General features: G+C 70.9%; 21 protein-coding genes. 14 read left to right on the forward strand and 7 right to left on the reverse strand.

Features of this window, described 5'->3' with window-relative positions; all coding sequences use genetic code 11:
• Positions 1-113 precede the first annotated feature (113 nt).
• Positions 114-1,070, forward strand: coding sequence for a bifunctional riboflavin kinase/FAD synthetase (locus OG332_RS32165; RefSeq protein ID WP_327416732.1), 957 nt, complete (start codon positions 114-116; stop codon positions 1,068-1,070).
• A gap of 90 nt (positions 1,071-1,160) precedes the next feature.
• Here the strand turns inward: OG332_RS32165 and OG332_RS32170 are convergent, their stop codons facing one another.
• The 3 genes from OG332_RS32170 to eccE form a co-directional block, all read right to left on the reverse strand.
• On the reverse strand, positions 1,161-3,611 hold the full coding sequence (locus OG332_RS32170; RefSeq protein ID WP_327416733.1) for an SCO5717 family growth-regulating ATPase: 2,451 nt from the start codon (positions 3,609-3,611) through the stop codon (positions 1,161-1,163).
• A gap of 107 nt (positions 3,612-3,718) precedes the next feature.
• Positions 3,719-4,417, reverse strand: coding sequence for a hypothetical protein (locus OG332_RS32175; RefSeq protein WP_327416734.1), 699 nt, complete (start codon positions 4,415-4,417; stop codon positions 3,719-3,721).
• Positions 4,414-5,694 carry a type VII secretion protein EccE gene (gene eccE / locus OG332_RS32180; RefSeq protein ID WP_327416735.1) on the reverse strand — a complete coding sequence of 427 codons (1,281 nt, stop codon included), beginning with the start codon at positions 5,692-5,694 and terminating at the stop codon, positions 4,414-4,416. The genes OG332_RS32175 and eccE overlap by 4 nt, the downstream gene beginning before the upstream one ends.
• Before the next feature lie 284 nt (positions 5,695-5,978).
• Between eccE and eccB the strand changes: the two genes are divergently transcribed.
• The 4 genes from eccB (at position 5,979) to OG332_RS32200 (ending at position 9,748) form a co-directional block, all read left to right on the forward strand.
• Positions 5,979-7,559 (forward strand): type VII secretion protein EccB, encoded by a 1,581-nt coding sequence (gene eccB, locus OG332_RS32185; protein WP_327416736.1) that lies wholly within the window; start codon positions 5,979-5,981, stop codon positions 7,557-7,559.
• Positions 7,560-7,570: 11 nt separating this feature from the next.
• Positions 7,571-8,836: a type VII secretion-associated serine protease mycosin gene (mycP, locus tag OG332_RS32190; RefSeq protein ID WP_327416737.1), complete on the forward strand. Its 1,266-nt coding sequence runs from the start codon at positions 7,571-7,573 to the stop codon at positions 8,834-8,836.
• 216 nt (positions 8,837-9,052) lie between these two features.
• The gene (locus OG332_RS32195) at positions 9,053-9,394 is read left to right on the forward strand and encodes a WXG100 family type VII secretion target (RefSeq protein ID WP_327416738.1); all 342 of its coding nucleotides are present in this window, start codon (positions 9,053-9,055) and stop codon (positions 9,392-9,394) included.
• Between the two features lie 45 nt (positions 9,395-9,439).
• Entirely contained in the window at positions 9,440-9,748 is a 309-nt protein-coding gene (locus OG332_RS32200; RefSeq protein ID WP_327416739.1) for a WXG100 family type VII secretion target, read from the forward strand.
• 82 nt (positions 9,749-9,830) lie between these two features.
• On the opposite strand, the gene OG332_RS32205 is transcribed toward OG332_RS32200, so the two are convergent.
• Together OG332_RS32205 and eccCa are read right to left on the reverse strand one after the other, a co-directional pair.
• Positions 9,831-10,076, reverse strand: coding sequence for a DUF397 domain-containing protein (locus tag OG332_RS32205; protein ID WP_030708695.1), 246 nt, complete (start codon positions 10,074-10,076; stop codon positions 9,831-9,833).
• A gap of 131 nt (positions 10,077-10,207) precedes the next feature.
• Positions 10,208-14,164 carry a type VII secretion protein EccCa gene (gene eccCa / locus OG332_RS32210; RefSeq protein ID WP_327416740.1) on the reverse strand — a complete coding sequence of 1,319 codons (3,957 nt, stop codon included), beginning with the start codon at positions 14,162-14,164 and terminating at the stop codon, positions 10,208-10,210.
• Between the two features lie 195 nt (positions 14,165-14,359).
• Between eccCa and eccD the strand changes: the two genes are divergently transcribed.
• From eccD to OG332_RS32240, 6 genes are all read left to right on the forward strand, one after another.
• Complete coding sequence (gene eccD, locus OG332_RS32215; RefSeq protein WP_327416741.1) at positions 14,360-15,880, forward strand: type VII secretion integral membrane protein EccD; 1,521 nt, start codon at positions 14,360-14,362, stop codon at positions 15,878-15,880.
• Positions 15,881-16,063: 183 nt separating this feature from the next.
• On the forward strand, positions 16,064-16,351 hold the full coding sequence (gene rpsO / locus OG332_RS32220) for a 30S ribosomal protein S15 (RefSeq protein ID WP_030011220.1): 288 nt from the start codon (positions 16,064-16,066) through the stop codon (positions 16,349-16,351).
• A 305-nt stretch (positions 16,352-16,656) separates the two neighbouring features.
• Positions 16,657-18,888, forward strand: a complete 2,232-nt coding sequence (locus OG332_RS32225; RefSeq protein WP_327419446.1) for a polyribonucleotide nucleotidyltransferase — start codon at positions 16,657-16,659, stop codon at positions 18,886-18,888.
• Positions 18,885-20,264, forward strand: coding sequence for a M16 family metallopeptidase (locus OG332_RS32230; protein ID WP_327416742.1), 1,380 nt, complete (start codon positions 18,885-18,887; stop codon positions 20,262-20,264). The genes OG332_RS32225 and OG332_RS32230 overlap by 4 nt, the downstream gene beginning before the upstream one ends.
• Before the next feature lie 25 nt (positions 20,265-20,289).
• Positions 20,290-21,042 carry a 4-hydroxy-tetrahydrodipicolinate reductase gene (gene dapB, locus OG332_RS32235; RefSeq protein ID WP_327416743.1) on the forward strand — a complete coding sequence of 251 codons (753 nt, stop codon included), beginning with the start codon at positions 20,290-20,292 and terminating at the stop codon, positions 21,040-21,042.
• Positions 21,043-21,057: 15 nt separating this feature from the next.
• Positions 21,058-21,510, forward strand: a complete 453-nt coding sequence (locus OG332_RS32240) for a hypothetical protein (protein WP_327416744.1) — start codon at positions 21,058-21,060, stop codon at positions 21,508-21,510.
• Between the two features lie 35 nt (positions 21,511-21,545).
• On the opposite strand, the gene OG332_RS32245 is transcribed toward OG332_RS32240, so the two are convergent.
• Together OG332_RS32245 and OG332_RS32250 are read right to left on the reverse strand one after the other, a co-directional pair.
• A complete protein-coding gene (locus OG332_RS32245; RefSeq protein ID WP_327416745.1) occupies positions 21,546-22,109 on the reverse strand; it encodes a PH domain-containing protein in 564 nt (187 codons plus the stop codon).
• A gap of 48 nt (positions 22,110-22,157) precedes the next feature.
• Positions 22,158-22,397, reverse strand: coding sequence for a hypothetical protein (locus OG332_RS32250; RefSeq protein ID WP_327416746.1), 240 nt, complete (start codon positions 22,395-22,397; stop codon positions 22,158-22,160).
• Positions 22,398-22,610: 213 nt separating this feature from the next.
• On the opposite strand from OG332_RS32250, the gene thyX reads away from it, so the two are divergent.
• From thyX to OG332_RS32265, 3 genes are all read left to right on the forward strand, one after another.
• Positions 22,611-23,351 (forward strand): FAD-dependent thymidylate synthase, encoded by a 741-nt coding sequence (thyX, locus tag OG332_RS32255; protein ID WP_327416747.1) that lies wholly within the window; start codon positions 22,611-22,613, stop codon positions 23,349-23,351.
• 229 nt (positions 23,352-23,580) lie between these two features.
• Positions 23,581-24,480 (forward strand): 4-hydroxy-tetrahydrodipicolinate synthase, encoded by a 900-nt coding sequence (gene dapA / locus OG332_RS32260; protein ID WP_327416748.1) that lies wholly within the window; start codon positions 23,581-23,583, stop codon positions 24,478-24,480.
• Positions 24,481-24,602: 122 nt separating this feature from the next.
• Entirely contained in the window at positions 24,603-26,288 is a 1,686-nt protein-coding gene (locus OG332_RS32265) for a ribonuclease J (protein WP_327416749.1), read from the forward strand.
• Positions 26,289-26,882: the final 594 nt, after the last annotated feature.

Below are 26,882 nucleotides of genomic sequence, written 5' to 3' on the forward strand. Positions count from 1 at the left end.
AGTGGTCCGACCCAGACACCGATGCGGGGCAGCGGCCACCGGCATGGCAGTCTTAGACCTGCAATCGGCAATCAGTTCAAGGACCAACCGGGTTCGGGCGAGGAGCGGTCACAGTGCAGCGCTGGCGTGGCTTGGAGGACATCCCCCAGGACTGGGGACGCAGCGTCGTCACCATCGGCTCCTACGACGGCGTGCACCGGGGACATCAGCTGATCATCGGACGGGCCGTGTCCAGGGCGCGCGCGCTCGACGTCCCGTCCGTCGTGGTCACCTTCGACCCGCACCCGAGCGAGGTCGTCCGCCCCGGCAGCCACCCGCCGATCCTGGCCCCCTACGACCGGCGTGCCGAGCTGATGGCCGGGCTGGGTGTGGACGCGCTGCTGATCCTGCCGTTCACGGCGGAGTTCTCGCAGCTGTCCCCGGCCGACTTCATCGTGAAGGTGCTCGTCGACAAGCTGCACGCGCGGGCCGTCATCGAGGGCCCGAACTTCCGCTTCGGCCACCGGGCCGCCGGGAACGTCGACTTCCTGCGCGAGCTGGGCTCCACGTACGACTACGAGGTCGAGGTCGTGGACCTGGTCGAGCGGGGCGAGGCGGGCGGTGGAGTGCCGTTCTCCTCGACGCTGGCGCGCCGGCTCGTCGCCGAGGGCGACATGGACGGCGCGGCCGAGGTCCTGGGACGCCCGCACCGGGTCGAGGGCGTGGTGGTGCGCGGTGCGCAGCGCGGGCGCGAACTCGGCTACCCGACGGCGAACGTCGAGACGGCGCCGCACACAGCGATCCCGGCGGACGGGGTCTACGCGGGCTGGCTGACGGCGGACGGCGAGCGGATGCCGGCGGCGATCTCGGTGGGGACGAACGTGCAGTTCGACGCCACCGAGCGGACCGTGGAGGCGTACGCGATCGACCGGGTCGGGCTGGACCTGTACGGGAAGCACGTGGCCGTCGACTTCCTCGCGTACGTGCGGGGGATGGCGAGGTTCGAGTCGCTGGACGGGCTGCTGGAGGCGATCGCGGACGATGTGAAGCGGGCGCGGGTGCTCACGGACACGTACGACCTGCATCGCTGACGGACGAACGGGCGAGGGCCCGTACCGCGCCGGAACCGGATCCTCCTCGATCCGGTCCGGGCGCGGTACGGGCCCTTCCTGTTGTGCCGGTCAGCCGAGGCGCGGGTCGCGCGGGGGCTGCTGGGGCTGCGGCTGCTGTTGCGGGGCCGGGGGCTGCTGCCAGGGCTGGCCGGGCTGCGGGTAGGGCTGGCCGTAGGGCTGCGGCTGCTGCGGCGCCTGAGGTGGCTGCTGGTACGGGGGCTGGCCCTGGGGCTGGCCGTACGGCTGCGGCTGTTGGGGCTGCGGCTGTTGGGGGTGGGGCTGGTGGGACTGCTGGGGCTGTTGCGGCGCTCCCCAGTGGCCCTGCGGGGCCTGCTGCTGGGCCCGCAGGAAGTCTTCCGCCACGAGCGCGGAGAGGTTGAAGTACGCCTCGCGCGTCTTGGGCCGCATCATGTCGAGATCGACCTCGGCGCCGGCCGCGAGGTGTTCGTCGAACGGCACCACGACGACACCGCGGCAGCGGGTCTCGAAGTGCTGCACGATGTCCTCGATCTTGATCATCTTGCTCGTCTCGCGGACCCCCGAGATGACGGTGAGGGAGCGGGAGACGAGGTCGGCGTACCCGTGCGCGGAGAGCCAGTCGAGGGTGGTGCTGGCGCTGCTGGCGCCGTCCACGGACGGGGTCGAGATGATGATCAGCTGATCGGCCAGATCCAGGACTCCGCGCATGGCGGAGTAGAGGAGGCCGGTGCCCGAGTCGGTGAGGATGATCGGGTACTGGCGGCCCAGCGTCTCTATGACGCGGCGGTAGTCCTCGTCGTTGAAGGTCGTGGAGACGGCCGGGTCCACGTCGTTGGCGATGATCTCCAGACCGGAGGGCGCCTGCGAGGTGAACCGGCGGATGTCCATGTACGAGTTCAGGTACGGGATCGCCTGGACCAGGTCGCGGATGGTGGCACCGGTCTCGCGGCGCACGCGGCGGCCGAGGGTACCGGCGTCGGGGTTCGCGTCGATGGCCAGGATCTTGTCCTGGCGCTCAGTGGCGAGGGTGGCGCCGAGCGCGGTGGTGGTCGTGGTCTTGCCGACGCCGCCCTTGAGGCTGATGACGGCGATGCGGTAGCAGGACATGACCGGGGTGCGGATCAGCTCCAGCTTGCGCTGGCGCTCCGCCTCGGCCGCCTTGCCGCCGAAGCGGAAGCGGCCGCCGACGCCGTTGTTGTTGTTCTTGGGCTTCTGCTTGTTGCGCAGCAGGCGGTCGGAGGACAGCTCGACCGCGGCGGTGTAGCCGAGCGGCGCCCCGCCGCCGGTCGGGCCGGCGGAGTAGCGCGGGTCGTGCGGCTGGGGCTGCGGCGGCTGTTGCTGCTGCCCCGGTCCCACGGGCCACTGCCCGGCGGAGCGGGGGTCGTACGACTGCGGCTGCGGCTGCTGAAGCTGCTGCTGTGGGGCGGGTGCCGGCGGCGGGAACGGATAGGCATCCTGCGTCGCGAACGCGGGCGGCAGCGAAGGCAGTTCACCACCGGGTCCCCCGAACGGGGTCTCCCCGCCGGCCTGCGCCTGCGCCTGCTCGGCGGGAGGCAGCACGGACACCCCGTCGGCGGGGGTGTCCTGCGGACCGGCCCAGCCGCCGGAGGAAGCCTGCACTGCGGGGACCGCGTCGGCGACGGGCTCGTCGGCGACCGGAGCCGGGGGCTCGACCCGGGCCGGCTCCAGGGCGGGAGCGGTGAACGGCGCCGGGGCGTCGAGCGCGGGCCGAGCGTCCTCGACCGGGGCCGGGTAAGCCGGGAGGGCGTCCGCCGGAGCCGGAGCCTCGATCGCTGCCGGGCCCGGGGCGTAAGGCGCGTAGGACGGAGCCGGTTCGTCGGGAGCGCCGAACGGCGCGACGGGGGCCGGGGCGTCGGGAGCGGGCAGCCCGTTCTCCACCGGCGCCGAGTACGAGGGCGCCGGGGCCGGATACGCCGGGGCGGCGTCGGCCGGAGCCGCAACAGGCGCCTCGAGCGAGGCCGCGGCCGGGTAGGCAGCGGGGAGGGCGTCCGCCGGAACCGGAGCCTCGACAGGGGCCGGGTCCAGGGCAGGAGCCGTGTACGGCGGAAACGGAGCAGGCGCCTCGACCGGGGCCGGGGCCGGATACGCGGGGATGTCGTAGGCCCGAGCTGGAGCCGGAGCCGGAGCATCGAGCGGCGCCGGCGCCGGGTTCGGCGGGGCGACGTCGGCCGGAGCCGGAGCGGGTGCCTCGAGCGGCGTCGGGGCCGGGAGCGGCGACTCGGCCGGTGTGGGCGCCGGGAACGGGACGGGCAGGCCCGCGCCGTCGGACGGGGTCCGCTGGGCCGGCGGAGCCATCCGCATCGTCGAGGGCGGCTCCACGTCCGTCGGGCGGTGCGGTTCGAAGCCGCTGCCCCCGGGGAGCCCCGGAACCTGCGCGGCCGGGGCCGCGCCCTGCGTGTACCAGGCCGGCGGGGTGTAGTCGATGGTGAACTCGCCCGTCAGCTCGGGCTCCGCGTCGGACTGATCGTCCGTCGGGACGTCCCACGTCCCGCCGCGCCTCTCGTTCCGATCGCCGCTCACTGGTCCTCCTGGTCTGTTGAACACCGGTCCGGCGTCCACCTCGCCGCGCCCGGACCCAGCCTAATCGCGCCCCGACATCACTGTCCGCCCCCCTCAGGGGCCCGTGGTCAGTCGATGCGCCGGGCTCCGCCCAGCAGGCCCGTCTCGGCTTCCGTCCCCTGGGTCATCACGAACTGCCGGTCCCGTGGCGTGCACCACAGCGTCACTCCGTCACCCAGCGTCGGCAGGGAAGCCACCGCCTGCCGGGGCAGCTGCATCAGGCGGCCGATCTGCTCCGCCTCGTCCGGGGACACCCGCTGCACGCCCACCAGCGACGCCTGCTGCAGCAACCGCGGCGCCGTCGGGCTCAGATACGGCAGCAGGGTCAGCACCGACTGCCACGGCCCGGCCACCACGCGCCCGCGCGGCGGCCGCATCCCGCAGTCGCGGACCACCAGCACCGGGCTGCCCGCCGAGGCACCCTGCGGCGGGACCCGGCCCACCTCGTGCAGGGTCACGCACTGCTGCCCGCCGCCCGCCGCCTGGGCCAGACCGGACCACACCTGGCCGCGCCCGGTCTCCACGGCCACCCGCGCACCCGTGGCCGCCGCGCGCAGCGCCAGCACCTGCGCCGTCCACAGACCGCCGATCAGCGTCACCTCGTACGGGGTGGGCCGGTTGATGCCGAGCACCGCAGGCCTCCCCTCGGCGTCCACGCCGATGACGACCCCGTCGTCCCCGACGGGCAGCGCCAGCGCGTCCAGGTCCGCCGCGGGCACCACGTGCCGTTCCCGTCGCGGGCCGACCAGCCCGAAACCGCCCCTCATCGCGCCCCTCCCAGCGGCAGCGAAGCCAGCAGCCCCGGCACCTGTTCACGGTCGAGCCGGACCAGCCCGGCCTTCACGCCCCGCGCCGTCCTCTCCAACTCCCGGCGGGCCGCAACGAGTTCCTCATCGCTGCGCCCGGTCACCCGTACGTGTCCGGTCAGGGTCACGCCCTGTCGCTCCGCCGGGGCCATCGTCAGGCTGAAGTTCGTGGCGAGCGCGGGCAGCGAGGTCAGCAGCGCCACGAACTGCGGCAGCGCCGCCGCTCCCGCGCCGCCCAGCTGCGGCCAGCGGCCTATCCAGTACGTCGTGTGCCGCCGGTCGTCGCAGCGCCAGGTCCGCGGGGTCTCCTCCGTGCGCCGCCCGGTACTGGCCGACCGCCCGGCCTGGGTGATCGCCATCGGGTTCGCGCACGAGGACGTGGCCAGCGCCGCCGTCAGCTCCTGCTCGGTCAGCACGGTGGCCGTGAACCCGGCCCCGGCCAGCCGGCTCGCCAACTGGTCGGCCGCGCGCACCACGCACCGCTGCGCCCCCGACAGCCCGCCGCCGCGCGCGGTGACGGCCTCGGGGCACAGCTCCGGGTCGAGCTTGAGGGCGATCCAGGTCAGCCGCACCGCCGGAGTCCCGGTCCGGGCCTGCAGCGGCGCGTAGTTGCGGGTGGCCATCGACTGGGCCGGCAGGTGCGGGGCCGGCGCCGGCTGGGTGTGCTGCACCAACTGCGCGGACTCCAGCCGGATGCCGTCCACTTCGAGGATGTCCCGTACGAGGCCGAGCGGCAGCGGCCGAGCCGCCCGGTCGGGCCGCAGCGCGGTGGCGTCCGTGTCGACCTGGACGACCGCGGTCAGGAAGGTCCCGTCGCCGATCATCCCGACCGGACGCCGCTCCCGGGCGCTGAACGTGAGCGTGCGCAGCGCCGGATCGGCCTCGACCAGCGGGGCCAGCCCGGGCTCGGTGCCCGCGGGCACGACGAGGGACGCGGCACGGCCGCGCCGCGCCCGCAGGGCGAGCGCGCTGCCGATCCATTCCGGCAGGGAGCGCTGGTGGCGGCGTACGACCGCGAGCACCACCAGCACGAGCGCCAGTACGCCGACGGGCACCAGCAGGAGCGGTTCGACCACCCAGGCCACCAGCAGCGCGGCCGCGGCGACTTGGAGCAGTACGAGCTGTTGCAGTCGGAACGGTCCGAAGCGGCCGGGGCTCGACTTCGGATGCGGCGTCACCCCGCCACGGGCGGGTGCGGGCGCGGGTGCGCCGGTCTGCGGCTCCGTCGCGGTTGCCATCACTCGCGCACTTCCCCTCTCTTCCCCAGCCACGCTGGGTGGTGCCCCCAGGGCCAGAACCCATGAGTCCGGCGCTGCGCGACACTTGCCGCACGACCCCGGAATCTCCCCAATCCACCTCAACAAGCCCTGATTACCCCGGTGCGGGAGGCACTGAGCGGCTGCCTCACCCTACCCGGCCCGTGCATACCGTCCGTCAAGAGGCATAGTAGGTGCCCGGTCCGACAATCGAGGCCCGGGGACCGTACTCACCGGCCGGGCCGTGCGGGGAGAAACAGGCGGTCATGGCATCACGACGTGATGAGCTCAACGCGTACACCTTTGCGAAGCGGCGCACGGTGGCCGCGTTCCTCCAGCCATCCGCCACGGGCACCGAGGAGGGCGCGCCGCGCCCGCTGCGCGCGGTCCTGCCGGGCCTGATCGTCGGCGCGCTCGTGCTCGCCGGGTTCGGCGCCTGGGGCATGTTCAAGCCGACCGCCCCCAAGGGCTGGGCGGAGCCCGGGACCAGGGTCATCGTCGGCAAGGACTCGACGACCCGGTACGTGGTCCTGACCACGAAGGTCAACGGCAAGGACCAGACGCGGCTGCACCCGGTGCTGAACCTCGCTTCCGCCCGACTCCTGCTGGATCCGCAGAAGTTCAAGGTGATCCAGGTCGAGGACAAGGTCCTCGACGCGGGCAAGCCGCCGCGCGGCCCCATCATCGGCATCCCGTACGCCCCCGACCGGCTCCCCTCCAAGGAGGACGCCGGCAAGGCCAAGCGCTGGGCCGTCTGCCAGCAGCCGGGCGGCAACGGCCGCGGCGTGCAGACCGCCACCTTCGTCCTCGCCGACCGCGAGGCGGCCAAGACGGACGACGCCCGCAGGCTCACCGAGACCCAGTCGCTGTACGTGCAGAGCACCGGTCCGGGCAAGGAGCGCTACCTGGTCGACTGGACCGGGGCGAAGTACAAGTTCCCGGAGGGCACGCCCGCCGCCGGGACCATGACCAACGCCCTGGTCGGCACCGGCGCCACCCCGCAGCAGGTCACCCCGGAATGGCTGGGGACCCTCAACTCCGGCGACGACCTGGCCTTCCCGCCGATCCCCGGCAAGGCCGGCGCCAACGCCGACGTCAAGGGCCTGGTCACCGCCGACAACAAGGTCGGCATGGTGCTCAAGGCCCAGACCGGCTCCGGCGCACAGCACTACGTGGTGCTGCCGGGGAAGGTCGCACCGGTCTCCGACTTCGTGGCCTGGCTGCTGATCTCGGCACCCGCGACCGACGGACTCAACATGCACGGCAAGGCCCGCGAGGTCGACCTCCAGTCACTCAACCCGGACGCCGCCCCGTTCGCCGGCGACGTCAAGTGGCCGCAGGAGAAGTCCGACCGGATCAACCAGACGGCGCCGGCCGCCGGCAACCAGACGGGCGGCTCCAACAACCGCGACACCGTCTGCAACGTCCTGCGCTCGGTCGACGGCCAGGGCAACCAGACCCTGAGCACCTGGGCGGGCACCGGCTTCCCCATCGACATCACCGCCAGCGGCACCAGCGCGTACGTCACCCCGGGCTCGGGGCTGCTCTACACGCAGGTCCAGGGCAAGCAGACCACGGCCGGCGGCTCCCTCTTCCTGGTCACCGACACCGGCCTGCGGTACGCCGTCCAGGCCAACGGCGACAGCGACGCCGAGAAGTCGAAGATCGGCGCGCCCGACCCGCAGGCGAAGGGGGGTGCCGACGGCCGCCCCGAGGCCAGCCAGGCGCAGGTCCGGCTCGGCTACGGAAGCATCACCCCGGCCATGGTGCCCATCGCCTGGTCGGAGTTCCTCTCCAAGGGCCCGCGCCTGGACACCAACTCCGCCCGTCAGCCCCAGGGTTCGTGAGGAAGCCGCCGATGCCCCAGCCCCAGACGCCCCGGACCGTGCTCCTCGCCGCCGCCTTCGCCCTCACCCTGGTCTCCGGCGGCGCGGGCGCGGCCGCCGCGGCCGAAGCACCCGCGCCGCAGGCCCCGCCCGCCCCGTACGCCCTGCGCCCGGACGGCGCGGGGGAGTGCACCTTCCCCATGAAGAAGCAGATCGCGGACCGCCCCTGGGCCCTGCAGCGGCTGCTGCTCGACGAGCTCTGGGCCCAGACCAAGGGCAAGGACAAGAACGGCGCCAGCGTCCGCGTCGCCGTCATCGACACCGGCGTGGACCGGGTGAACCCGCAGCTCAGCGGCGCCCTCGACACGGGCGCCGGCAAGGACTTCGTCGATCCCAAGGGCGGTGACGGCACGAGCGACACCGTCGGCCACGGCACGAAGGTCGCCGGGCTGATCGCGGCCCGCCCCCAGGAGGGCACCGGTTTCGTCGGCCTGGCCCCGGACGCCACGATCATTCCGATCCGGCAGAACGACGGGCAGGGCAAGGGCAACGCCCTGTCCCTGAGCCAGGCGATCGACCACGCGGTGGCCAAGGGCGCCCACGTGATCAACATCTCCCAGGACACCGACGCACAGCTGTCCGCGGACTCAGAGCTCGGCAAATCGGTCCAGAAGGCGGTCGCCGCCAACGTCGTGGTCGTGGCCTCGGCCGGCAACGACGGCATGAGCGGCGAGAAGCGCAAGACCTACCCGGCGGCCTTCCCCGGAGTGCTCGCCGTCGGTGCCTCGGACCGCAACAACGAGCGCGCCCCGTTCTCCCAGCCCGGCGACTTCATCGGGGTGGCGGCGCCCGGCGTCGACATGGTGTCCACCGTCCCGGGCTTCGGCCAGTGCATCGACAACGGCACCAGCTTCTCCGCCCCGTACGTCGCCGGGGTCGCCGCCCTGCTGCGCGCCGAGCACGGGGACTGGTCCGCGGAGCAGATCGTCTGGCAGATCCAGAACACCGCCGAGCGCTCGGTCAACGGCCGCGACGACTACGTCGGTTGGGGCATCGTCGACCCGGTGCGCGCGCTCAGCCAGGACCAGGAGGCACCCAAGGCCCCGGTCCCGGACCCCGGCCCGCCCCCGGCGACGGCCCCCGAGGCGGCGGCGCTCCAGCTCACCGAGACGGCCCAGGAGCGTGAGGAGCGGTTCGGCACGTACGCTCTCGGCATCGGCGCCGTCCTCATCGCCGTCATCGCGGGGACCGCGACGGTCATCCGGGATGCACGCGGCCGCCGACGCCGTTTGCAGTGAACGGTCACAGTTCATCAACGGAAGCGGCCTACCGGTGTTGGGACTGGGCGCCGAACTGGCTAGAGTGACACCAGGCTTCACGAGTGTGATCGGGGGATCGCGTGGAGCGGAGGGGGACGCCCGAGGGCGCGTGGCTCAAGACCGCGCCGGGGCCGTGTTCGCTCCGCCACGCAATCCGCCGGTTCCGCCGGCGAATTGAGAAGTGAGGAGCTTCGTATGAGCACGAACACTTTCGGACTTGCAGACACTCCGGTTGTCAAGGCGAAGACCAAGATCGAAGAGACGGCCACTGCCGTCTCCAGGCAGGCCCGCGAGATGGCCGACATCCTCGAAACTGTGAGTGCCGGCTGGACCGGTGTCGGTGCCGACGGGTTCAAGCGAGCCCAGGTGTTGCTGAACGCTGACCACGACGAGATCCGTCGTCTGCTCCGCGTCCTGCACAACGCGGTGTCCCAGACCAAGAACCTGACCAACGCCCAGGACGACGAGGTGCAAGCGGCGTTCAGGCAGGGGATCCAGGCTCACGGTACAAGCAGCTCCGGCCTCAACAGCCTCTGACCCACGTCGTTTTCAGGTAACCCGCTCAGCGAGAAGGAGAAGCACATGGCTGCCGACGACGGCCACACTAAGGTCCGGTATGACAGCGTCCAGCAGATGGCCAACCGCCTCCGCCAGGTCTCGAAGCACATCATCGAGGACCTGGACGCGATGGAGCGGGCAGTGGCGGTCGTCACGGACACCTGGGACGGCGAGGCGCACGGCCAGTACGTCGATCTCCAGAAGAAGTACCGTGACAAGGCCGACCACATGAAGAACATGCTGGAGAAGGTCGCCCAGCTCATCGAGCGCGGCAAGGACGACTACCGCGCCACCGACAAGCGGGCGTCGAGCCTGTTCACCGAGGCCTTCTGAGCCCGGTCGCCGACAGGTCCGCACACGCCGAAGGGGCGCGCCCACACCGGGCGCGCCCCTTCGGCGTTGTCCTGCGGTCCTATCAGGGACGGTGCCGGTCGAGGTCGAACTCGCCGTCCCTGGCCCCGAGTACGAACGCCTCCCACTCGGCGGCGGTGTAGCGCAGCACCGTGTCCCGGTCCAGCGAGGACCGCATGGCGACCGCTCCCTCGGGAAGCCGGGCGATCTCGACCCGCTCCTCGTCCGGGCTGGTGCCGGGCGGCCCTTCCCACTCCACACCGCTGATGTCCAGTGCGTACAGCTCGTCCTTCTCCTGCTGGGTGCCCATAGGAGGCCTTTCCCTCGGTGGCGCGGTCTTCACCGCCGATTATCGGGGCTGCGCCGCCGGCCGGGATAAGTTTCCACCCGATCCTTCCCGGTGGCCGGCCCCTGACAGGTGTCCGGCCACCGGGAAGGTGATCACATGTGGCCCGGCATCCGGCCGAGCTGGACCAGCGAGGTCCCCCGCTTGCGCGAGGCGAAGTAGGCCCGGCCCGGCGGCATCGGACGCGACCGGACATTGCCGACCAGGTCGCCCTCGGACGGGTCGCCGGACAGCACGAGGCCCTGCGCGCCCAGCTCCTTGATCCGCTGCATGAACGGCTCGTACAGCGAGCGCGAGGCACCCGCCGAGTTGCGCGCGATGATGAAGCGGACACCCGTGTCGCGGGCGAAGGGCAGGAACTCCACCAGCGGCGCCAGCGGATTGCCCTGGCTGGTGGAGACCAGGTCGTAGTCGTCGATGACGATGAACACGTCCGGGCCCGTCCACCAGCTGCGGTCGCGCAGCTGCTGCGGGGTGACGTCGGTCGGCGGCTGCCGACGCGAGAACACCCCGCCCAGCGCCTCCATGTGCATCTGCAGCGAGCTCGCCATCGGCGCGTACTCCAGCAGGTGCTCCTCCGGCAGCGCCCCGAGCAGGCTGCGCCGGTAGTCGCCCACGACCAGCCGCGCCTGGTCCGGCGTGTAGCGCTCGGCGATCTGCTTCGCGATGAGCCGCAGCAGGTTCGTCTTGCCCGATTCGCTCTCGCCGAACACGAGGAGGAAGGGGTCGGACTCGAAGTCGACGAAGACCGGCTCCAGGTCGTTCTCGTCGATGCCGATCGCGATCCCGCGGCCGGGGAACTCCCCGCCCTTGGGCAGCTGGTCCGAGTGGAGCAGCCGCGGCAGCAGCCGTACGCCGGGAGCCGACTGGCCCGACCAGTTCTGCTTCACCGCTTCCACGAAGGCCGTCGTGGCCTCCGAGAGGTCCCCGGCCTCGTGCGAGCCGTCGATCCGCGGGAGCGCGCCCAGGAAGTGCAGCTTCTCCGCCACCTGGCCGCGGCCCGGCATCCCCGTGGGGACGTTCGCCGCGACCTTGCGGTCGAACTCGGAGTCCATCGTGTCACCGAGGCGCAGCTCCAGCCGGCTGAGCATCTGGTCCTTGAGCGCGGCCCGCACCTCCATGTACCGCGCCGCGGTGATCACCACGTGGATGCCGTAGCCCAGACCGCGGGACGCGATGTCCGTGACGATCTGCTCCAGGCCGTCGTACTCGCCCCGGAAGTTGCCCCAGCCGTCGACGACCAGGAACACGTCGCCCCACGGCTCGTGGGGCAGGTCGCCGGCCGCCCGGCGGCGCCGGTAGGTGCCGATCGAGTCGATGTTGTTCGCGCGGAAGAACTCCTCCCGGCGGTTGAGGATGCCCCCGACCTCCGCGACCGTACGCCGTACCCGCTCCGGGTCCAGGCGCGAGGCGATCCCGCCCACGTGCGGCAGCTCGGCCACCGCCGACAGGCTGCCGCCACCGAAGTCCAGCCCGTAGAACTGCACTTCGCGCGGTGTGTGGGTGAGTGCGAAGGAAGCGATCAGCGTCCGCATCAGCGTCGACTTGCCCGACTGCGGACCGCCGACGACCATCATGTGGCCCGCCGCACCCGAGAAGTCCCGGTACAGCACCTCGCGCCGCTGCTCGAAGGGCTTGTCGATGAGGCCGAGCGGCACCACGAGCCCGCCGGGCCGCGTGTACCCGTCCGCGTGCAGCCCGCGCTCCGCGCTCGGCGCCAGCGCCGGCAGCAACTGGTCCAGCGGCGGGGCCTGGTCGAGCGGCGGCAGCCACACCTGGTGCGCCGGCACCCCCTGCCCCTCCAGCCGGCTCACGATCACGTCGAGCACCGTGTCCGCGAGCGCGTCGTCCTCCCGCGGCGTCTGCGCCGCCAGGTACGCCGGGTCCGGAGCCGCGTACACCACCGGCACCGGAGCCGCCGTGAACAGCGCGGGCCGCCGCTCCACCGGGAACAGCCCCACCGACAGGTCCGGCCCGCCCGAGCGGTAGGTGCCCGACACGTACGCCGCCTTGAAGCGGGTCATCTCGTCCGTACCGAACTTCAGGTAGCCCGAACCGGGCACCGACGGCAGGTGGTAGGCGTCCGGCACGCCGATCGCCGTCCGCGACTCCGCCGCAGAGAAGGTCCGCAGGCCGATCCGGTACGACAGGTACGTGTCGAGGCCGCGCAGCTTGCCCTCCTCCAGGCGCTGCGAGGCCAGCAGCAGGTGCACGCCCAGCGACCGGCCGATGCGGCCGATCTGGATGAACATGTCGATGAAGTCCGGCTTCGCCGTCAGCAGCTCGCTGAACTCGTCGATGACCAGCACCAGCGAGGCCAGCGGCTCCAGCGGGGCGCCCGCCGCGCGGGCCTTCTCGTAGTCGTGGATGTTGGCGTAGTTGCCCGCCGAGCGCAGCAGCTCCTGACGGCGCTGCAGCTCACCGCGGATCGAGTCGCCCATGCGGTCCACGAGCGTGAGGTCGTCGGCCAGGTTGGTGATGACGGCCGCGACGTGCGGCATCTGCCCCATGCCGGTGAAGGTCGCACCGCCCTTGAAGTCGGCGAGCACGAAGTTCAGCGTCTCCGAGGTGTGCGTGACCGCGAGACCCAGCACCAGCGTGCGCAGCAGTTCCGACTTGCCCGAACCGGTCGCGCCCACGCACAGACCGTGCGGGCCCATGCCCTCCTGCGCGGCCTCCTTCAGGTCCAGCATGACCGGGGCGCCGTCCTCGCCGACACCGATCGGCACGCGCAGCCGCTCACCGGCCGACCTCGGCCGCCAGGTCCGCGCCACGTCCACCGCGGCCGCGTCGCCCAGGTTCAGCAGGTCCGTGAAGTCGAGGTTGGCGAGCAGCGGCTCGTCGTCGTCCCCGCCGCCCGTGCGCATCGGCGCCAACTGCCGGGCCAGCGCCTCCGCCGCGGGCAGCGACAGGGTGTCCGGGACGCCCTCGTACGCGACCCCGCCGCCCGACTCCAGGCGCAGCCGGCCCGGCCGCACCACGACCGACAGCCCGCCGCGCGGCTCGTCCAGCTCGCCCGCGACCACCTCGACGATGGTGACGCCCTGCAGCCCCTCGGCCGCCGCGAACACCGAGTCGGGCGGCACCATGCCGCCGTCCAGCACGACCACCAGGTGCGGCTGGTCCAGGACCGGGGAAACGTCCCGGCTGAACCGCGGACGGCCCTCCAGCCGGGATCCCAGCAGCCCCTCCAGCTCGGCGAGGTCGTCGCCGAACAGCCGCTTCGTTCCGGCCCCGTCGACCTGGCCCGGGACCTGCGTGTGCGGCAGCCACTTCGTCCAGTCCCACGAGGGCACCGCACCCGGCGCGGCCACCACGGCCACCATCAGGTCCTCGGGGGAGTGCAGCGTCGCCAGCTGCGCGACCATCGCCCGCGCCGTACTGCGCGCGGAGTCCGGCTCCCCGGAGACCGTCACGTGGTAGAACGCCCGGATCGACAGCGCCACCGGCAGCCCGTCCAGCGACGAGTGCACCTTGAGGAAGCGCTGCATCGCGCCCGCGGTCAGCGGCTCCAGCTCGTCCACCGGCGCCGTCTCCGGCGCCACCAGCGTGGTCGCCAGCCGCTGCGCGCCCAGCCCGAGCCGGGCCTGCCCGAAGTCCTGGTCGCCGACCCGCCGCTCCCACAGCCGCGAACCCTCCGCCACCACCGACCACAACTGCTCCGGGGCCGGGTGCAGATAGAGCTGCGCGTCGCGCTGCGCCCGCGCGGTCCTGCGTACCTGACGGCGCGTCTGCGCAAGGTATTTGAGGTAGTCCCGGCGCACATCGGCCATTTGCCCCTGCGTACCGCGCCGGTGGCGCATCAGCTGGGCGATGACCATGCCGACGGTCGACACGAGCATCAGCACACCCATGATGCGCATGAACGGTGCCGCGCCCGGCATGAAGAAGAAGACGACGGAAGAGCCCATGCCGAGCATCGGCAGGAGCTGCATCAGCATGCCTTCCTGCTGCCCGCGCGGAAGTTCGGGCGGAGCTTCCAGCCTCAGCTCGTCCGAGGGAACCTCGGGCGGCAGGGACCGCGGCGGGCGTTTGACGACGATCTGGCTCACCGGAGCATCAATCCCTCGAAAACGGACGGGACGTCATAACCGGCGCCCCCAAGTCCCGGGCGCGAAGGGGGTTCCCCCACGCGACGGTGATCCTACTTGCCGACAGTAGGGCAGACGCCCGGTAGGGTGGCGCGCGCAGCATGCGCATCCGCGAATCGTCCGCCGGTGCGGGCACCAACCAGGGGGGTCACACAGGTGAGTACGGCCGCAACGACGGGGTTCTGCAGGGTCACCGTCGTGGCTCCTGACAGCCGGATCGACGTCGCCCTCCCCGAGGACATCGCCGTCGCCGACGTCTATCCCGAGCTGCTTCGCCTCACCGGACAGACCCAGCCCGTGGGCGCCCCGACCGGCTTCCACCTCGTACGCCGCTCCGGCACCGTCCTCGACGGAGCCCGCACCCTCGCCGCCCAGCAGATCCTCGACGGCGAGGTGCTGAGCCTGCGCCCCTTCGCCGAGTCCCTGCCGCCCGCGGTGTTCGACGACGTGTCCGACGCCGTCGCCTCCGCCGTCGTCCGCGACCGGCACCGCTGGAGCGACGACATGCTGCGCGGCGCGGGCCTGGCCGGCGCCGCCCTGCTGCTCGTCATGCTCGGCTTCGTCCTCTGGTACGCGGACCCGGTCCGCCACGACATGCACGGGCTGCCCGGGATCATCGCCGGGGCCGTCGGCGTCCTGCTCACCGCCGTGGCCGGGGTCCGGGCCCGCGTCTACCGCGACCGCCTCTCCGCCGTGGCCCTCGGCCTCGGAGCCCTCCCGCACCTGCTGATCGCCGGCTCCGGGATCACCGCCCCCGCCGTCGGCGAGGGCCCCGGCCGGCTCCAGTTCCTGCTCGGCTGCGTCTGCGTCCTGGTCGCCTCCGTCGCGCTGGTCGCGCTCACCCCCAGTGGCGACGCCCCCTTCGTCGCGGCCACCTTCGTCGCCGCCACCGGAACGCTCGCCACCTTCGTCGCCATCGCCACCGAGGCGTCCGCGACCCACACCGCCGCCGCCTGCGCCCCCGTCGCCATCGGGCTCGTCGCCTTCCTCCCGGGCCTCTCCGCCCGCTTCGCCCGGCTGCCGATCGGCTACGCCGCCCCGCAGAGCGCCACGGATGAGTACACCGACTATGCGGAGACCCCGGACCGCTACGAGACCGAGCCGTACGGTGACCAGTCCGGCTCCGACCAGCACGAGGCGGCCGGCACCCCGCTCGACGCCGAGGCGATCGCCGCCCAGGCCCGCCGCGGCCACGAGATGCTCCTCGGCCTGGTCGGCGGCTGCGCCGCCGTCGCCGTCGCGTCCGCCGCCGTCCTCGGCTTCTCCGACAACACCTGGGGCCGCCTGCTGGCCCTCGCCACCGGCCTCGCCATGCTGCTGCGCGCCCGCCTCTTCCGCTACACCTCCCAGGTGGTGTGCGCCCTCGCCGCCGGTCTCGCCGCCATCGCCCTGCTGATCCTGGGCATGGCCCTGCACCCGCCGGTCGACCTGATCGAGGCCCTGGTCCTCGAGCAGGACCGCAGTGGCCTGGACCTCCGTACGATCTGGCTGACCGCCGCCGTCGCGGCCGGCGCGGCCCTCCTCGCGGGAATTGCGCTTGTCATCCCGAGCAAGGGTCTGTCACCCTTCTGGGGAAGGCTGCTCGACCTCACCGAGGCGGCGGTCCTGCTCAGCCTGGTCCCCCTGACCCTGGCCGTGCTGGACGTTTACTCCCGGGCCCGCGCTCTCACCAGCTGAGACGCCGCGTCCCGGCAGCCTGGTACGCTGTGTGACGGCCGTTTGTGTACGCGTCCCCCGGATTCCTTCCCAAGGGTCTGTGGACTGCGCTCAGCGGACCCCGCCTCCCGAGTTACGGAAGCTCCCCAGAGACTCAGACCTGGGGCACTCGGTGGCAACGAAGACCTAAAACGAGGAGTACGCGTGCCGCTCGACGCCGCTACGAAGAAGCAGATCATCACCGAGTTCGGTGCCAAGGAGGGCGACACCGGCTCCCCCGAGGTCCAGGTTGCGATGCTCTCCCGCCGCATCTCGGACCTGACCGAGCACCTCAAGACGCACAAGCACGACCACCACTCCCGTCGTGGTCTGCTGATCCTGGTCGGCCAGCGTCGCCGCCTGCTGCAGTACCTGGCCAAGAAGGACATCCAGCGCTTCCGTACGCTGGTCGAGCGCCTCGGCATCCGCCGCGGTGCGGCCGGCGCCAAGTAACACGCCGTGAAGGGAGCGGTTCCCACATCAGGGGGCCGCTCCCTTTGCTGTACGTGCGCACCGGACCGGACCCTTTGTAGTCTGGAACGGACGCACGTGCGCGTCTGAGGAAGACGCGCACAACTGAAGAGGAGGAGCGCCCTCCCACGCCGCCGGTCCTCGGTAGTGGCACCCGGAATGCCCCAGGGGGGCAACGAACCGGATGCTTCGATCGAAGACCGGCCCGCACGCCAGGAGCGCTTCTCCGCAACCGTCCACCGCCACACGGGCGGCGGACGGAGACGACGAAAATGGAGAAAACGCTAGTGGAGAACGAGACCCACTACGCCGAGGCCGTCATTGACAACGGTTCCTTCGGCACCCGCACCATCCGCTTCGAGACGGGCCGTCTGGCCCGCCAGGCCGCCGGCTCCGCCGTTGCCTACCTGGACGACGACACGATGGTGCTGTCCGCCACCACCGCGTCGAAGAAGCCCAAGGACCAGCTCGACTTCTTCCCCCTGACGGTGGACGTCGAGGAGCGGCAGTACGCGGCCGGCAAGATCCCCGGCTCCTTCTTCCGTCGTGAGGGCCGGCCCTCCGAGGACGCGATCCTCACCTGCCGCCTGATCGACCGCCCGCTGCGCCCGTCCTTCAAGAAGGGCCTGCGCAACGAGATCCAGGTCGTCGCGACGATCATGGCGCTCAACCCCGACCACCTGTACGACGTCGTGGCGATCAACGCTGCCTCCGCGTCCACCCAGCTGGCCGGCCTGCCCTTCTCCGGCCCGATCGGCGGCGTCCGCGTCGCGCTGATCCGCGGCCAGTGGGTGGCCTTCCCGACGCACACCGAGCTCGAGGACGCCGTCTTCGACATGGTCGTCGCGGGCCGCGTCCTGGAGGACGGCGACGTCGCGATCATGATGGTCGAGGCCGAGGCCACCGAGAAGACCATCGCCCTGGTCAAGGGCGGCGCCCAGGCGCCGACCGAGGAGATCGTGGCCTCCGGCCTCGACGCCGCGAAGCCCTTCATCAAGGTCCTCTGCAAGGCCCAGGCCGACCTGGCCGCCAAGGCCGCGAAGCCCGAGGGCGAGTTCCCGGTCTTCCTGGACTACCAGGACGACGTGTACGAGGCCCTCGCGGCCGCCGTCAAGGGTGACCTCTCCCAGGCGCTGACCATCGCGGGCAAGCAGGACCGCGAGGCCGAGCTGGACCGCGTCAAGGAGATCGCCGCCGAGAAGCTCCTCCCGGCCTTCGAGGGCCGCGAGAAGGAGATCTCCGCCGCCTACCGCAGCCTGACCAAGGCCCTGGTCCGCGAGCGCGTCATCAAGGACAAGGTCCGCATCGACGGCCGCGGGCTCACGGACATCCGTACCCTCGCCGCCGAGGTCGAGGCCATCCCGCGCGTGCACGGCTCGGCGCTGTTCGAGCGTGGCGAGACCCAGATCCTGGGCGTCACCACCCTCAACATGCTCCGCATGGAGCAGCAGCTGGACACCCTCTCCCCGGTGACCCGCAAGCGCTACATGCACAACTACAACTTCCCGCCGTACTCCGTCGGTGAGACCGGCCGCGTCGGTTCGCCGAAGCGCCGCGAGATCGGCCACGGCGCGCTCGCCGAGCGCGCGATCGTGCCGGTCCTCCCGACCCGCGAGGAGTTCCCCTACGCGATCCGTCAGGTGTCCGAGGCCCTCGGCTCCAACGGTTCGACGTCGATGGGTTCGGTCTGCGCCTCCACCATGTCGCTGCTGAACGCCGGTGTGCCCCTCAAGGCCCCCGTCGCCGGTATCGCCATGGGCCTGATCTCCCAGGAGATCGACGGCAAGACCCACTACGTCGCCCTCACCGACATCCTCGGTGCGGAGGACGCCTTCGGCGACATGGACTTCAAGGTCGCCGGCACCAAGGAGTTCGTCACCGCCCTCCAGCTGGACACCAAGCTGGACGGCATCCCGGCCTCCGTCCTGGCCGCGGCCCTCAAGCAGGCCCGCGACGCCCGCCTCCACATCCTCGACGTGATGATGGAAGCGATCGACACGCCGGACGCGATGTCCCCGTTCGCCCCGCGGATCATCACCGTCAAGATCCCGGTGGACAAGATCGGTGAGGTCATCGGCCCCAAGGGCAAGATGATCAACCAGATCCAGGAGGACACCGGCGCCGAGATCACGATCGAGGACGACGGCACCATCTACATCGGTGCCTCCGACGGCCCGGCCGCCGAGGCCGCCCGCGCCACGATCAACGCCATCGCCAACCCGACCATGCCGGAGGTCGGCGAGCGGTACCTGGGTACGGTCGTCAAGACCACCACCTTCGGTGCCTTCGTCTCCCTGATGCCCGGCAAGGACGGCCTGCTGCACATCTCGCAGATCCGCAAGCTCGCCGGTGGCAAGCGCGTGGAGAACGTCGAGGACGTGCTCGCGGTCGGCACCAAGGTCCAGGTGGAGATCGCCGAGATCGACCAGCGCGGCAAGCTCTCCCTGATCCCCGTGATCGACGGCGAATCTGCAGGTGACGCCGACAATGACGCTGACAAGGACGACTCCGACAAGTGATGTCGCGTAGTTCCCGTGTGACGGCCCGCCCCTCTTCGGAGGGGCGGGCCGTCGCCCGTACCCAAACCCTCCTCAAGGGCCAGAACGGCATCGGCACCGTCCGGCGCACGGTCCTGCCCGGCGGACTGCGGGTCGTCACCGAGACGCTGCCCTCCGTCCGCTCCGCCACCTTCGGCATCTGGGCGCACGTCGGCTCCCGTGACGAGACGCCCACGCTCAACGGCGCCACGCACTACCTGGAGCACCTCCTCTTCAAGGGCACGCACCAGCGCAGCGCCCTCGACATCTCCTCCGCGATCGACGCGGTCGGCGGCGAGATGAACGCCTTCACGGCGAAGGAGTACACCTGCTACTACGCCCGGGTGCTCGACACGGACCTGCCGCTCGCCATCGACGTGGTCTGCGACATGCTCACCGGCTCGCTGATCCGCGAAGAGGACGTCGACGCCGAGCGCGGCGTCATCCTCGAAGAGATCGCGATGACCGAGGACGACCCGGGCGACATGGTCCACGACCTGTTCGCGCAGACCATGTACGGGGACACCCCTCTGGGCCGCCCCGTCCTCGGCACCGTCGACACGATCAACGCCCTGGGCGCCGACCGGATCCGCCGCTTCTACAAGAAGCACTACGACCCGACCCACCTCGTCGTGGCCGCCGCCGGCAACGTCGACCACAACAAGGTCGTACGCCAGGTCCGCGCCGCCTTCGAGAAGGCCGGCGCCCTCGGCCGCACCGACGCCGAGCCGATCGGCCCGCGCAGCGGCGCCAAGCGCATCCGCACCGCCGGCCGCGTCGAGCTGGTGAACCGCAAGACCGAGCAGGCCCACGTGGTCCTCGGCATGCCCGGCATCGCCCGCACCGACGAGCGCCGCTGGGCGCTGGGCGTGCTCAACACCGCCCTCGGCGGCGGCATGTCCTCCCGGCTCTTCCAGGAGGTCCGGGAGAAGCGCGGCCTCGCCTACAGCGTGTACTCGTACACCTCGGCCTTCGCCGACACCGGCCTCTTCGGCGTGTACGCGGGCTGCCGGCCCAACCAGGTGCACGACGTGCTCCGGATCTGCCGCGACGAGCTCGACAAGGTCGCGGCCGACGGGATCGGCGACGAGGAGATCAAGCGGGCCATCGGCCAGCTGTCCGGCTCCACCGTCCTCGGCCTGGAGGACACCGGCGCGATCATGAACCGCATCGGGAAGAGCGAGCTGTGCTGGGGCGACCAGATGTCGGTCGACGACATGCTGGCCCGGATCGCCGCGGTGACCCCGGACGACGTCCGCTCGGTCGCACAGGATGTACTGGCCCAGCGGCCCTCGCTCGCGGTGATCGGCCCGCTGAAGGAGAAGCAGGCCGCCCGTCTCGACGAAGCGGTCGCCTAGTTCCGTACGTGAGTGAGGAAGCAATATGAGCAAGCTGCGCGTGGCAGTCCTCGGTGCCAAGGGCCGCATCGGCGCCGAGGCGGTCAAGGCGGTCGAGGCCGCCGACGACATGGAGCTGGTGGCAGCCCTCGGCCGCGGCGACAAGCTGGAGACGCTGGCCGAGGCCGGCGCCCAGGTCGCGGTCGAGCTGACCACCCCGGCCTCGGTGATGGGGAACCTGGACTTCCTCATCCGCCACGGCATCCACGGAGTGGTCGGCACCACCGGCTGGACCGAGGACCGCCTCGCCCAGCTGAACACCTGGCTCGCCGGCTCCCCGGAGACCGGTGTGCTCATCGCCCCGAACTTCTCCATCGGCGCCGTTTTCACCATGAAGTTCGCCGCCCAGGCCGCGCGCTACTTCGAGTCCGTCGAGGTCGTCGAGCTGCACCACCCCAACAAGGTCGACGCCCCCTCCGGTACGGCGACCCGTACGGCGCAGCTCATCGCGGCCGCCCGCGCCGAGGCCGGCCTCGGCGCGCAGCCCGACGCCACCGAAACGGCCCTCGACGGGGCCCGTGGCGCGGACGTCGACGGCGTCCCGGTGCACGCCGTCCGCCTGCGCGGGCTGCTGGCCCACCAGGAGGTGCTCCTCGGTGGCGAGGGCGAGATCCTGACCATCCGTCACGACTCCCTGCACCACAGCAGCTTCATGTCGGGCATCCTGCTCGGCGTGCGCCGCGTGACGCAGACCCCGGGCCTCACGTTCGGCCTGGAACACTTCCTCGACCTGGGCTGACGGACTGATTTCACGATGCGCGCGAAGATCACCTACTTCCTCACGGCCGCCGTCCTGGTCGTCTACTTCGTCCTGGTCGGCAGCCGGGGCCTGATGCTGATCCAGCACGGCACCTGGCTCACCGTCACCTTCGGTGTGGCCGTGCTGATCCTGCCGGTCATCGGCGTCTGGTTCCTCTGGAAGAACACGCAGTTCGTCACCAGGGCCAACCACCTCGCGACCGAGCTGGAGGCCGAGGGCGGACTGCCCGTCGACGAGCTGGAGCGGGACACGTACGGGCGGATCCTGCGGGATTCCGCCGACGAGGTCTTCGCGCGCCGCAAGGCCGAGACCGAGGACGCGCCGGGGGACTGGCGCAGCTGGTTCCGGCTCGCCGTCGCCTACCACGACGCCCGGGACACCCCGCGGGCGCGCAAGGCCATGCAGCGGGCGATCGCCCTGCACGACAAGAAGCCCGTGCAGGTCTGACACCTGTACGGGCTTCCCGGGCGCGCTGCGGCCGATCAGGCGGGCACGGGCCGGTACTCGTCGACCCAGGCACCCACCGTGTCGGCCGCCCGGTCGAAGGCCTCGGCCCGCGACAGGAAATCGGCGTTGTGGTCGGTCAGCAGCACCGGCACGGCCAGCTCCGCGCCGCCGCGCCCGGACATCGTCAGCGCCTGCCCCTGTACGGTCCTCGGCAGCCCGAGCCAGCGCACCGGCTGCTGCACCGTACGGACCCCGGCGATCTCGCTCCACTTGACTGTGCGGGTCACGAAGAAGCCCACCCGGCGCAGTCCCTTGCGGCTCACCCACACGCCCACGCGCAGCGTCTGCACCGCGGACCCGACGACCGCGAGGGCGGCCGCCAGGCAGACGCCGGCCCCGCCCCACGCACCCGCGAAAGCGATGATCATCGTGGCCAGCAGCATGAAGGCGGACAGCAGGAGCAGCAGCGCGGCGATGGCCACGCGCCAGGGGCCGGGCCGGTAGGGACGGCGCCAGCGGTCGTGGTCGGCATGGGCCAGGACCTCGTCGTCGTCATCCGCATCGGATACGCCGTCGGCCGTCAGGAAGGGCAGGGGCACGGCTGGACCTCACTCACATGCACGTTCGGTTGGACTGTGCCCGTGAGGCTACCGCCCCTCAGACGCCTCCGACTGCTGCGACTTCTCCGGTGCCTTGTTCGGCTGCAGCGCGGGCATGCCGAAGAGCAGCGAGCCGGCGAGCCCCGCAACCACGGTCAGTCCGACCAGACTACGGGCGGCCATCTGGGTCCGGCTCAGACGCTCGCGCGGCGGCGGAGTGACGTTGCTTCGGAAACGGTCGGCCTCGGAGACGAAAGCGAACGGGACGGCTTCGCGCCGGAGGAACATCAGAGCGAATCTCCTCGGGATGGTGGGGTGGGGGTTCTGCCCTGTAGGACGAACGAGCCGGTCAATCGGTGCCGGATTTCGGGACATTCACCAGATTTCATGGCTGTGCGTCAGCTGTGGTGAGTCCGCCCTGCGCGTGCGTTTGCGCGAGGACCCGCGAGGGGCGCCGTAGAGTGGGCGCGCCCCAGGAACGCACGTTTGGAAGGACCCCCGGTGAGCGAGACCGCCGCTTCAGATCTGAAACCCAGCTTCCGCAGTGATGTGACGGTGGAGCTGGTGAAGCACTCCGCCGCCGACTCCGACGTGCTGTGGGCCGCGCGCGTCTCCACGGCCGGCGAGCAGTCCCTGGAGGAGCTGCAGAAGGACCCGGAGCGCTCCAAGGGCCTGATCAACTATCTGATGCGCGACCGCCACGGCAGCCCCTTCGAGCACAACTCGATGACCTTCTTCATCAGCGCCCCGATCTTCGTCTTCCGCGAGTTCATGCGTCACCGCGTGGGCTGGTCGTACAACGAGGAATCGGGCCGCTACAGGGAGCTGGAGCCGGTCTTCTACGTTCCGGACGCCGCGCGCAAGCTGGTCCAGGAGGGCCGCCCGGGCAAGTACGTCTTCGTCGAGGGCACCCAGGCGCAGCAGGAGCTGACCGGCCGCGTCATGGAGGACTCCTACGTGCGGGCCTACGAGGCCTACCAGGAGATGCTCGCCGCGGGCGTGGCCCGGGAGGTTGCCCGTTCGGTCCTGCCGGTCGGGCTTTTCTCCTCGATGTACGCCACCTGCAACGCGCGCTCGCTGATGCACTTCCTCGGCCTGCGCACCCAGCACGAGCTTGCGACCGTGCCGTCCTTCCCGCAGCGGGAGATCGAGATGGTCGGCGAGAAGATGGAGCAGCACTGGGCGAAGCTCATGCCGCTCACGTACGCGGCCTACAACGGCAACGGGCGCGTTGCCCCGTAAGGCCCGTTGGTCCCGCGACGCACAGATGTGCTGCGTTAAGTCCCAAGTGTCCGTATTGCGACGTTTCGTAAACTTCATCTAGGCTGATCAAACGGACCCGGCACTGCTTGAACCCCCGAGCAGGCAGTGCCGGCGTCCAACATCGCCCCCCGGCCGCCGCCGGGCGGCACACCCCGTTGTCGTCCCCCGAGGGGACACCGCGAGCATGGCAGCGAGTAGCGTGTTACCCATGGCTCCGATCTCGACTCCGCAGACCCCCTTCGGGCGGGTCCTCACCGCCATGATCACGCCGTTCACGGCGGATGGCGCACTCGACCTCGACGGCGCGCAGCAGCTCGCCGTCCACCTGGTGGACGCAGGCAACGACGGCCTGATCGTCAACGGCACCACCGGTGAGTCGCCGACCACCACCGACGCGGAGAAAAACGACCTCGTACGAGCCGTACTCGAAGCCGTCGGGGACCGCGCCCACGTGGTCGCCGGCATCGGTACCAACGACACCCGCCACACCCTGGAACTGGCCCGCCAGGCCGAGCGCACCGGCGCCCACGGCCTGCTCGCCGTCACCCCGTACTACAGCAAGCCGCCGCAGGAGGGCCTCTACCGGCACTTTTCGGCCATCGCGGACGCAACCGAGCTGCCGGTCATGCTCTACGACATCCCCGGCCGCAGCGGTGTCCCGATCGAGACGGAAACTCTCGTACGACTGGCCGAGCACCCCCGTATCGTTGCCAACAAGGACGCCAAGGGCGACCTCGGCCGCGCCAGCTGGGCCATCGCGCAGAGCGGCCTGGCCTGGTACTCGGGCGACGACATGCTGAACCTGCCGCTCCTCTCGGTCGGCGCGGTCGGCTTCGTCTCCGTGGTCGGCCACGTGGTCACCCCCGAGCTGCGCGCCATGCTGGAGGCCCACCTGGGCGGAGACGTCCAGAAGGCCGCCGAGATCCACCAGAAGCTGCTCCCGGTCTTCACCGGCATGTTCCGCACCCAGGGCGTGATGACCACCAAGGGCGCGCTGAACCTGCAGGGCCTGCCCGCGGGCCCGCTCCGGCTCCCGCTGATCGAACTGACCGCCGAAGAGACGGCGCAGCTCAAGATCGATCTTGCCGCCGGCGGGGTACAGCTCTGACAACAGACTTCACAACTGAACAAGCACGACGAACAAATACAGAACAGACAACAGCAAGTGCACGAATGACATGCGCGCCACGTGCCTTCCGGGTACGTGGCGTGCGTGGTGAGGAGACACTTTTGAGCCATCCGCATCCGGAACTCGGTCCGCCGCCGAAGCTGCCCAAGGGCGGCCTCAGAGTCACCCCCCTGGGTGGTCTCGGCGAGATCGGCCGCAACATGACCGTCTTCGAGTTCGACGGTCGCCTGCTGATCGTCGACTGCGGCGTCCTCTTCCCCGAGGAGGAGCAGCCGGGCATCGACCTGATCCTGCCGGACTTCACGTCCATCCGGGACCGCCTCGACGACATCGAGGGCATCGTGCTCACGCACGGTCACGAGGACCACATCGGCGCCGTCCCCTACCTCCTCCGGGAGAAGCCGGACATCCCGCTGATCGGCTCCAAGCTGACGCTGGCCCTCATCGAGGCGAAGCTCCAGGAGCACCGCATCCGCCCCTACACCCTCGAGGTGAAGGAAGGCGAGCGCGAGGGCCTCGGTCCCTTCGACTGCGAGTTCATCGCGGTCAACCACTCCATCCCCGACGCCCTGGCCGTCGCGATCCGGACCCCCGCGGGCCTGGTCGTCGCCACCGGCGACTTCAAGATGGACCAGCTCCCGCTGGACAAGCGCCTCACCGACCTGCACGCCTTCGCGCGTCTGAGCGAAGAGGGCATCGATCTCCTCCTCTCGGACTCGACGAACGCCGAGGTCCCGGGCTTCGTCCCGCCCGAGCGCGAGATCTCCAACGTCCTGCGCACGGTGTTCGCGAACGCCCACAACCGGATCATCGTGGCCAGCTTCGCCAGCCACGTGCACCGGATCCAGCAGATCCTGGACGCCGCCCACGAGTACGGCCGCCGGGTCGCCTTCGTGGGCCGCTCGATGGTCCGCAACATGGGCATCGCCCGTGACCTGGGCTACCTGAAGGTCCCGGCCGGTCTCGTCGTGGACGTCAAGACCCTCGACGACCTGCCGGCCCACGAGGTCGTCCTGGTCTGCACGGGTTCGCAGGGCGAGCCGATGGCGGCCCTGTCCCGCATGGCCAACCGCGACCACCAGATCCGGATCGTCCCCGGTGACACCGTGATCCTGGCGTCGTCCCTGATCCCGGGCAACGAGAACGCGGTCTACCGCGTGATCAACGGCCTGACCCGCTGGGGCGCCAACGTCGTGCACAAGGGCAACGCCAAGGTGCACGTCTCGGGCCACGCCTCGGCCGGCGAGCTGCTGTACTTCTACAACATCTGCAAGCCGCGGAACCTGATGCCGGTGCACGGCGAATGGCGCCACCTGCGCGCCAACGCCGAGCTCGGTGCCATGACGGGTGTCCCGAAGGACCGCATCGTCATCGCCGAGGACGGCGTGGTGGTCGACCTGATCGACGGCAAGGCCCGGATCTCCGGAAAGGTCCAGGCCGGCTACGTGTACGTGGACGGCCTGTCGGTCGGCGACGTCACGGAAGTCCACCTCAAGGACCGCAAGATCCTCGGCGACGAGGGCATCATCTCGGTCTACGTCGTGGTGGACAGCAGCACGGGCAAGGTCGTCAGCGGCCCGAACATCCAGGCCCGCGGCTCCGGCATCGACGATTCGGCCTTCGGATCGGTCATCCCGAAGATCGAGGAGGCCATCGCCCGCGCCGCGGCCGACGGCGTCGCCGAGCCGCACCAGATCCAGCAGCTGATCCGCCGCACGATGGGCAAGTGGGTCTCGGACGGCTACCGCCGCCGCCCGATGATCCTCCCGGTCGTCGTCGAGGTCTGAGCCTCGCCGTAACGGCCGAACGGGAGCGGGGCAACCGGATTTGCATCCGGGGGCCCCGCTCCAGTACGTTTACGTCTCCACCTCGCACGGCATCCGGGCACACACGTGTGTCCGGACGGTTCGCGCGAGCGGGTGTGAATCCAGACCGGGGAGACCTGATAAAGTCTGGTCCGCCCGAAAGGGAAAGGCCCTCCGAAGGCCATCGGAATTCGAATCCAGCCGGAAACGGCCCGGAAAGAATCTGATAGAGTCGGAATCGCCGGAAAGGGAAAGCGCGAAAGCGCAGGAACTGGAAAGCATCGAGGAAGTCGGGCCCGAGAGAGTCTGGTAGAGTCGGAAACGCAAGAACACAGAACGAAAAGCCCGGAGGAAAGCCTCAGCGAATGTAGCTGCGGGTGAGTACAAAGGAAGCGTCCGTTCCTTGAGAACTCAACAGCGTGCCAAAAATCAACGCCAGAAGTTGATACCCCGTCCGCTTCGGTGGATGAGGTTCCTTTGAAAAAGTCCTGTCGGGCCTTCGGGTGCTGGCAGGCAATTACACAGCGAGGACGTTGTGGCGCGTCGGTCTTATTCCGACATGACGTGCCCGCTCTA

Origin of the sequence: Streptomyces sp. NBC_01233, assembly GCF_035989305.1 — a bacterium.
Classification (GTDB): Bacteria; Actinomycetota; Actinomycetes; order Streptomycetales; family Streptomycetaceae; genus Streptomyces.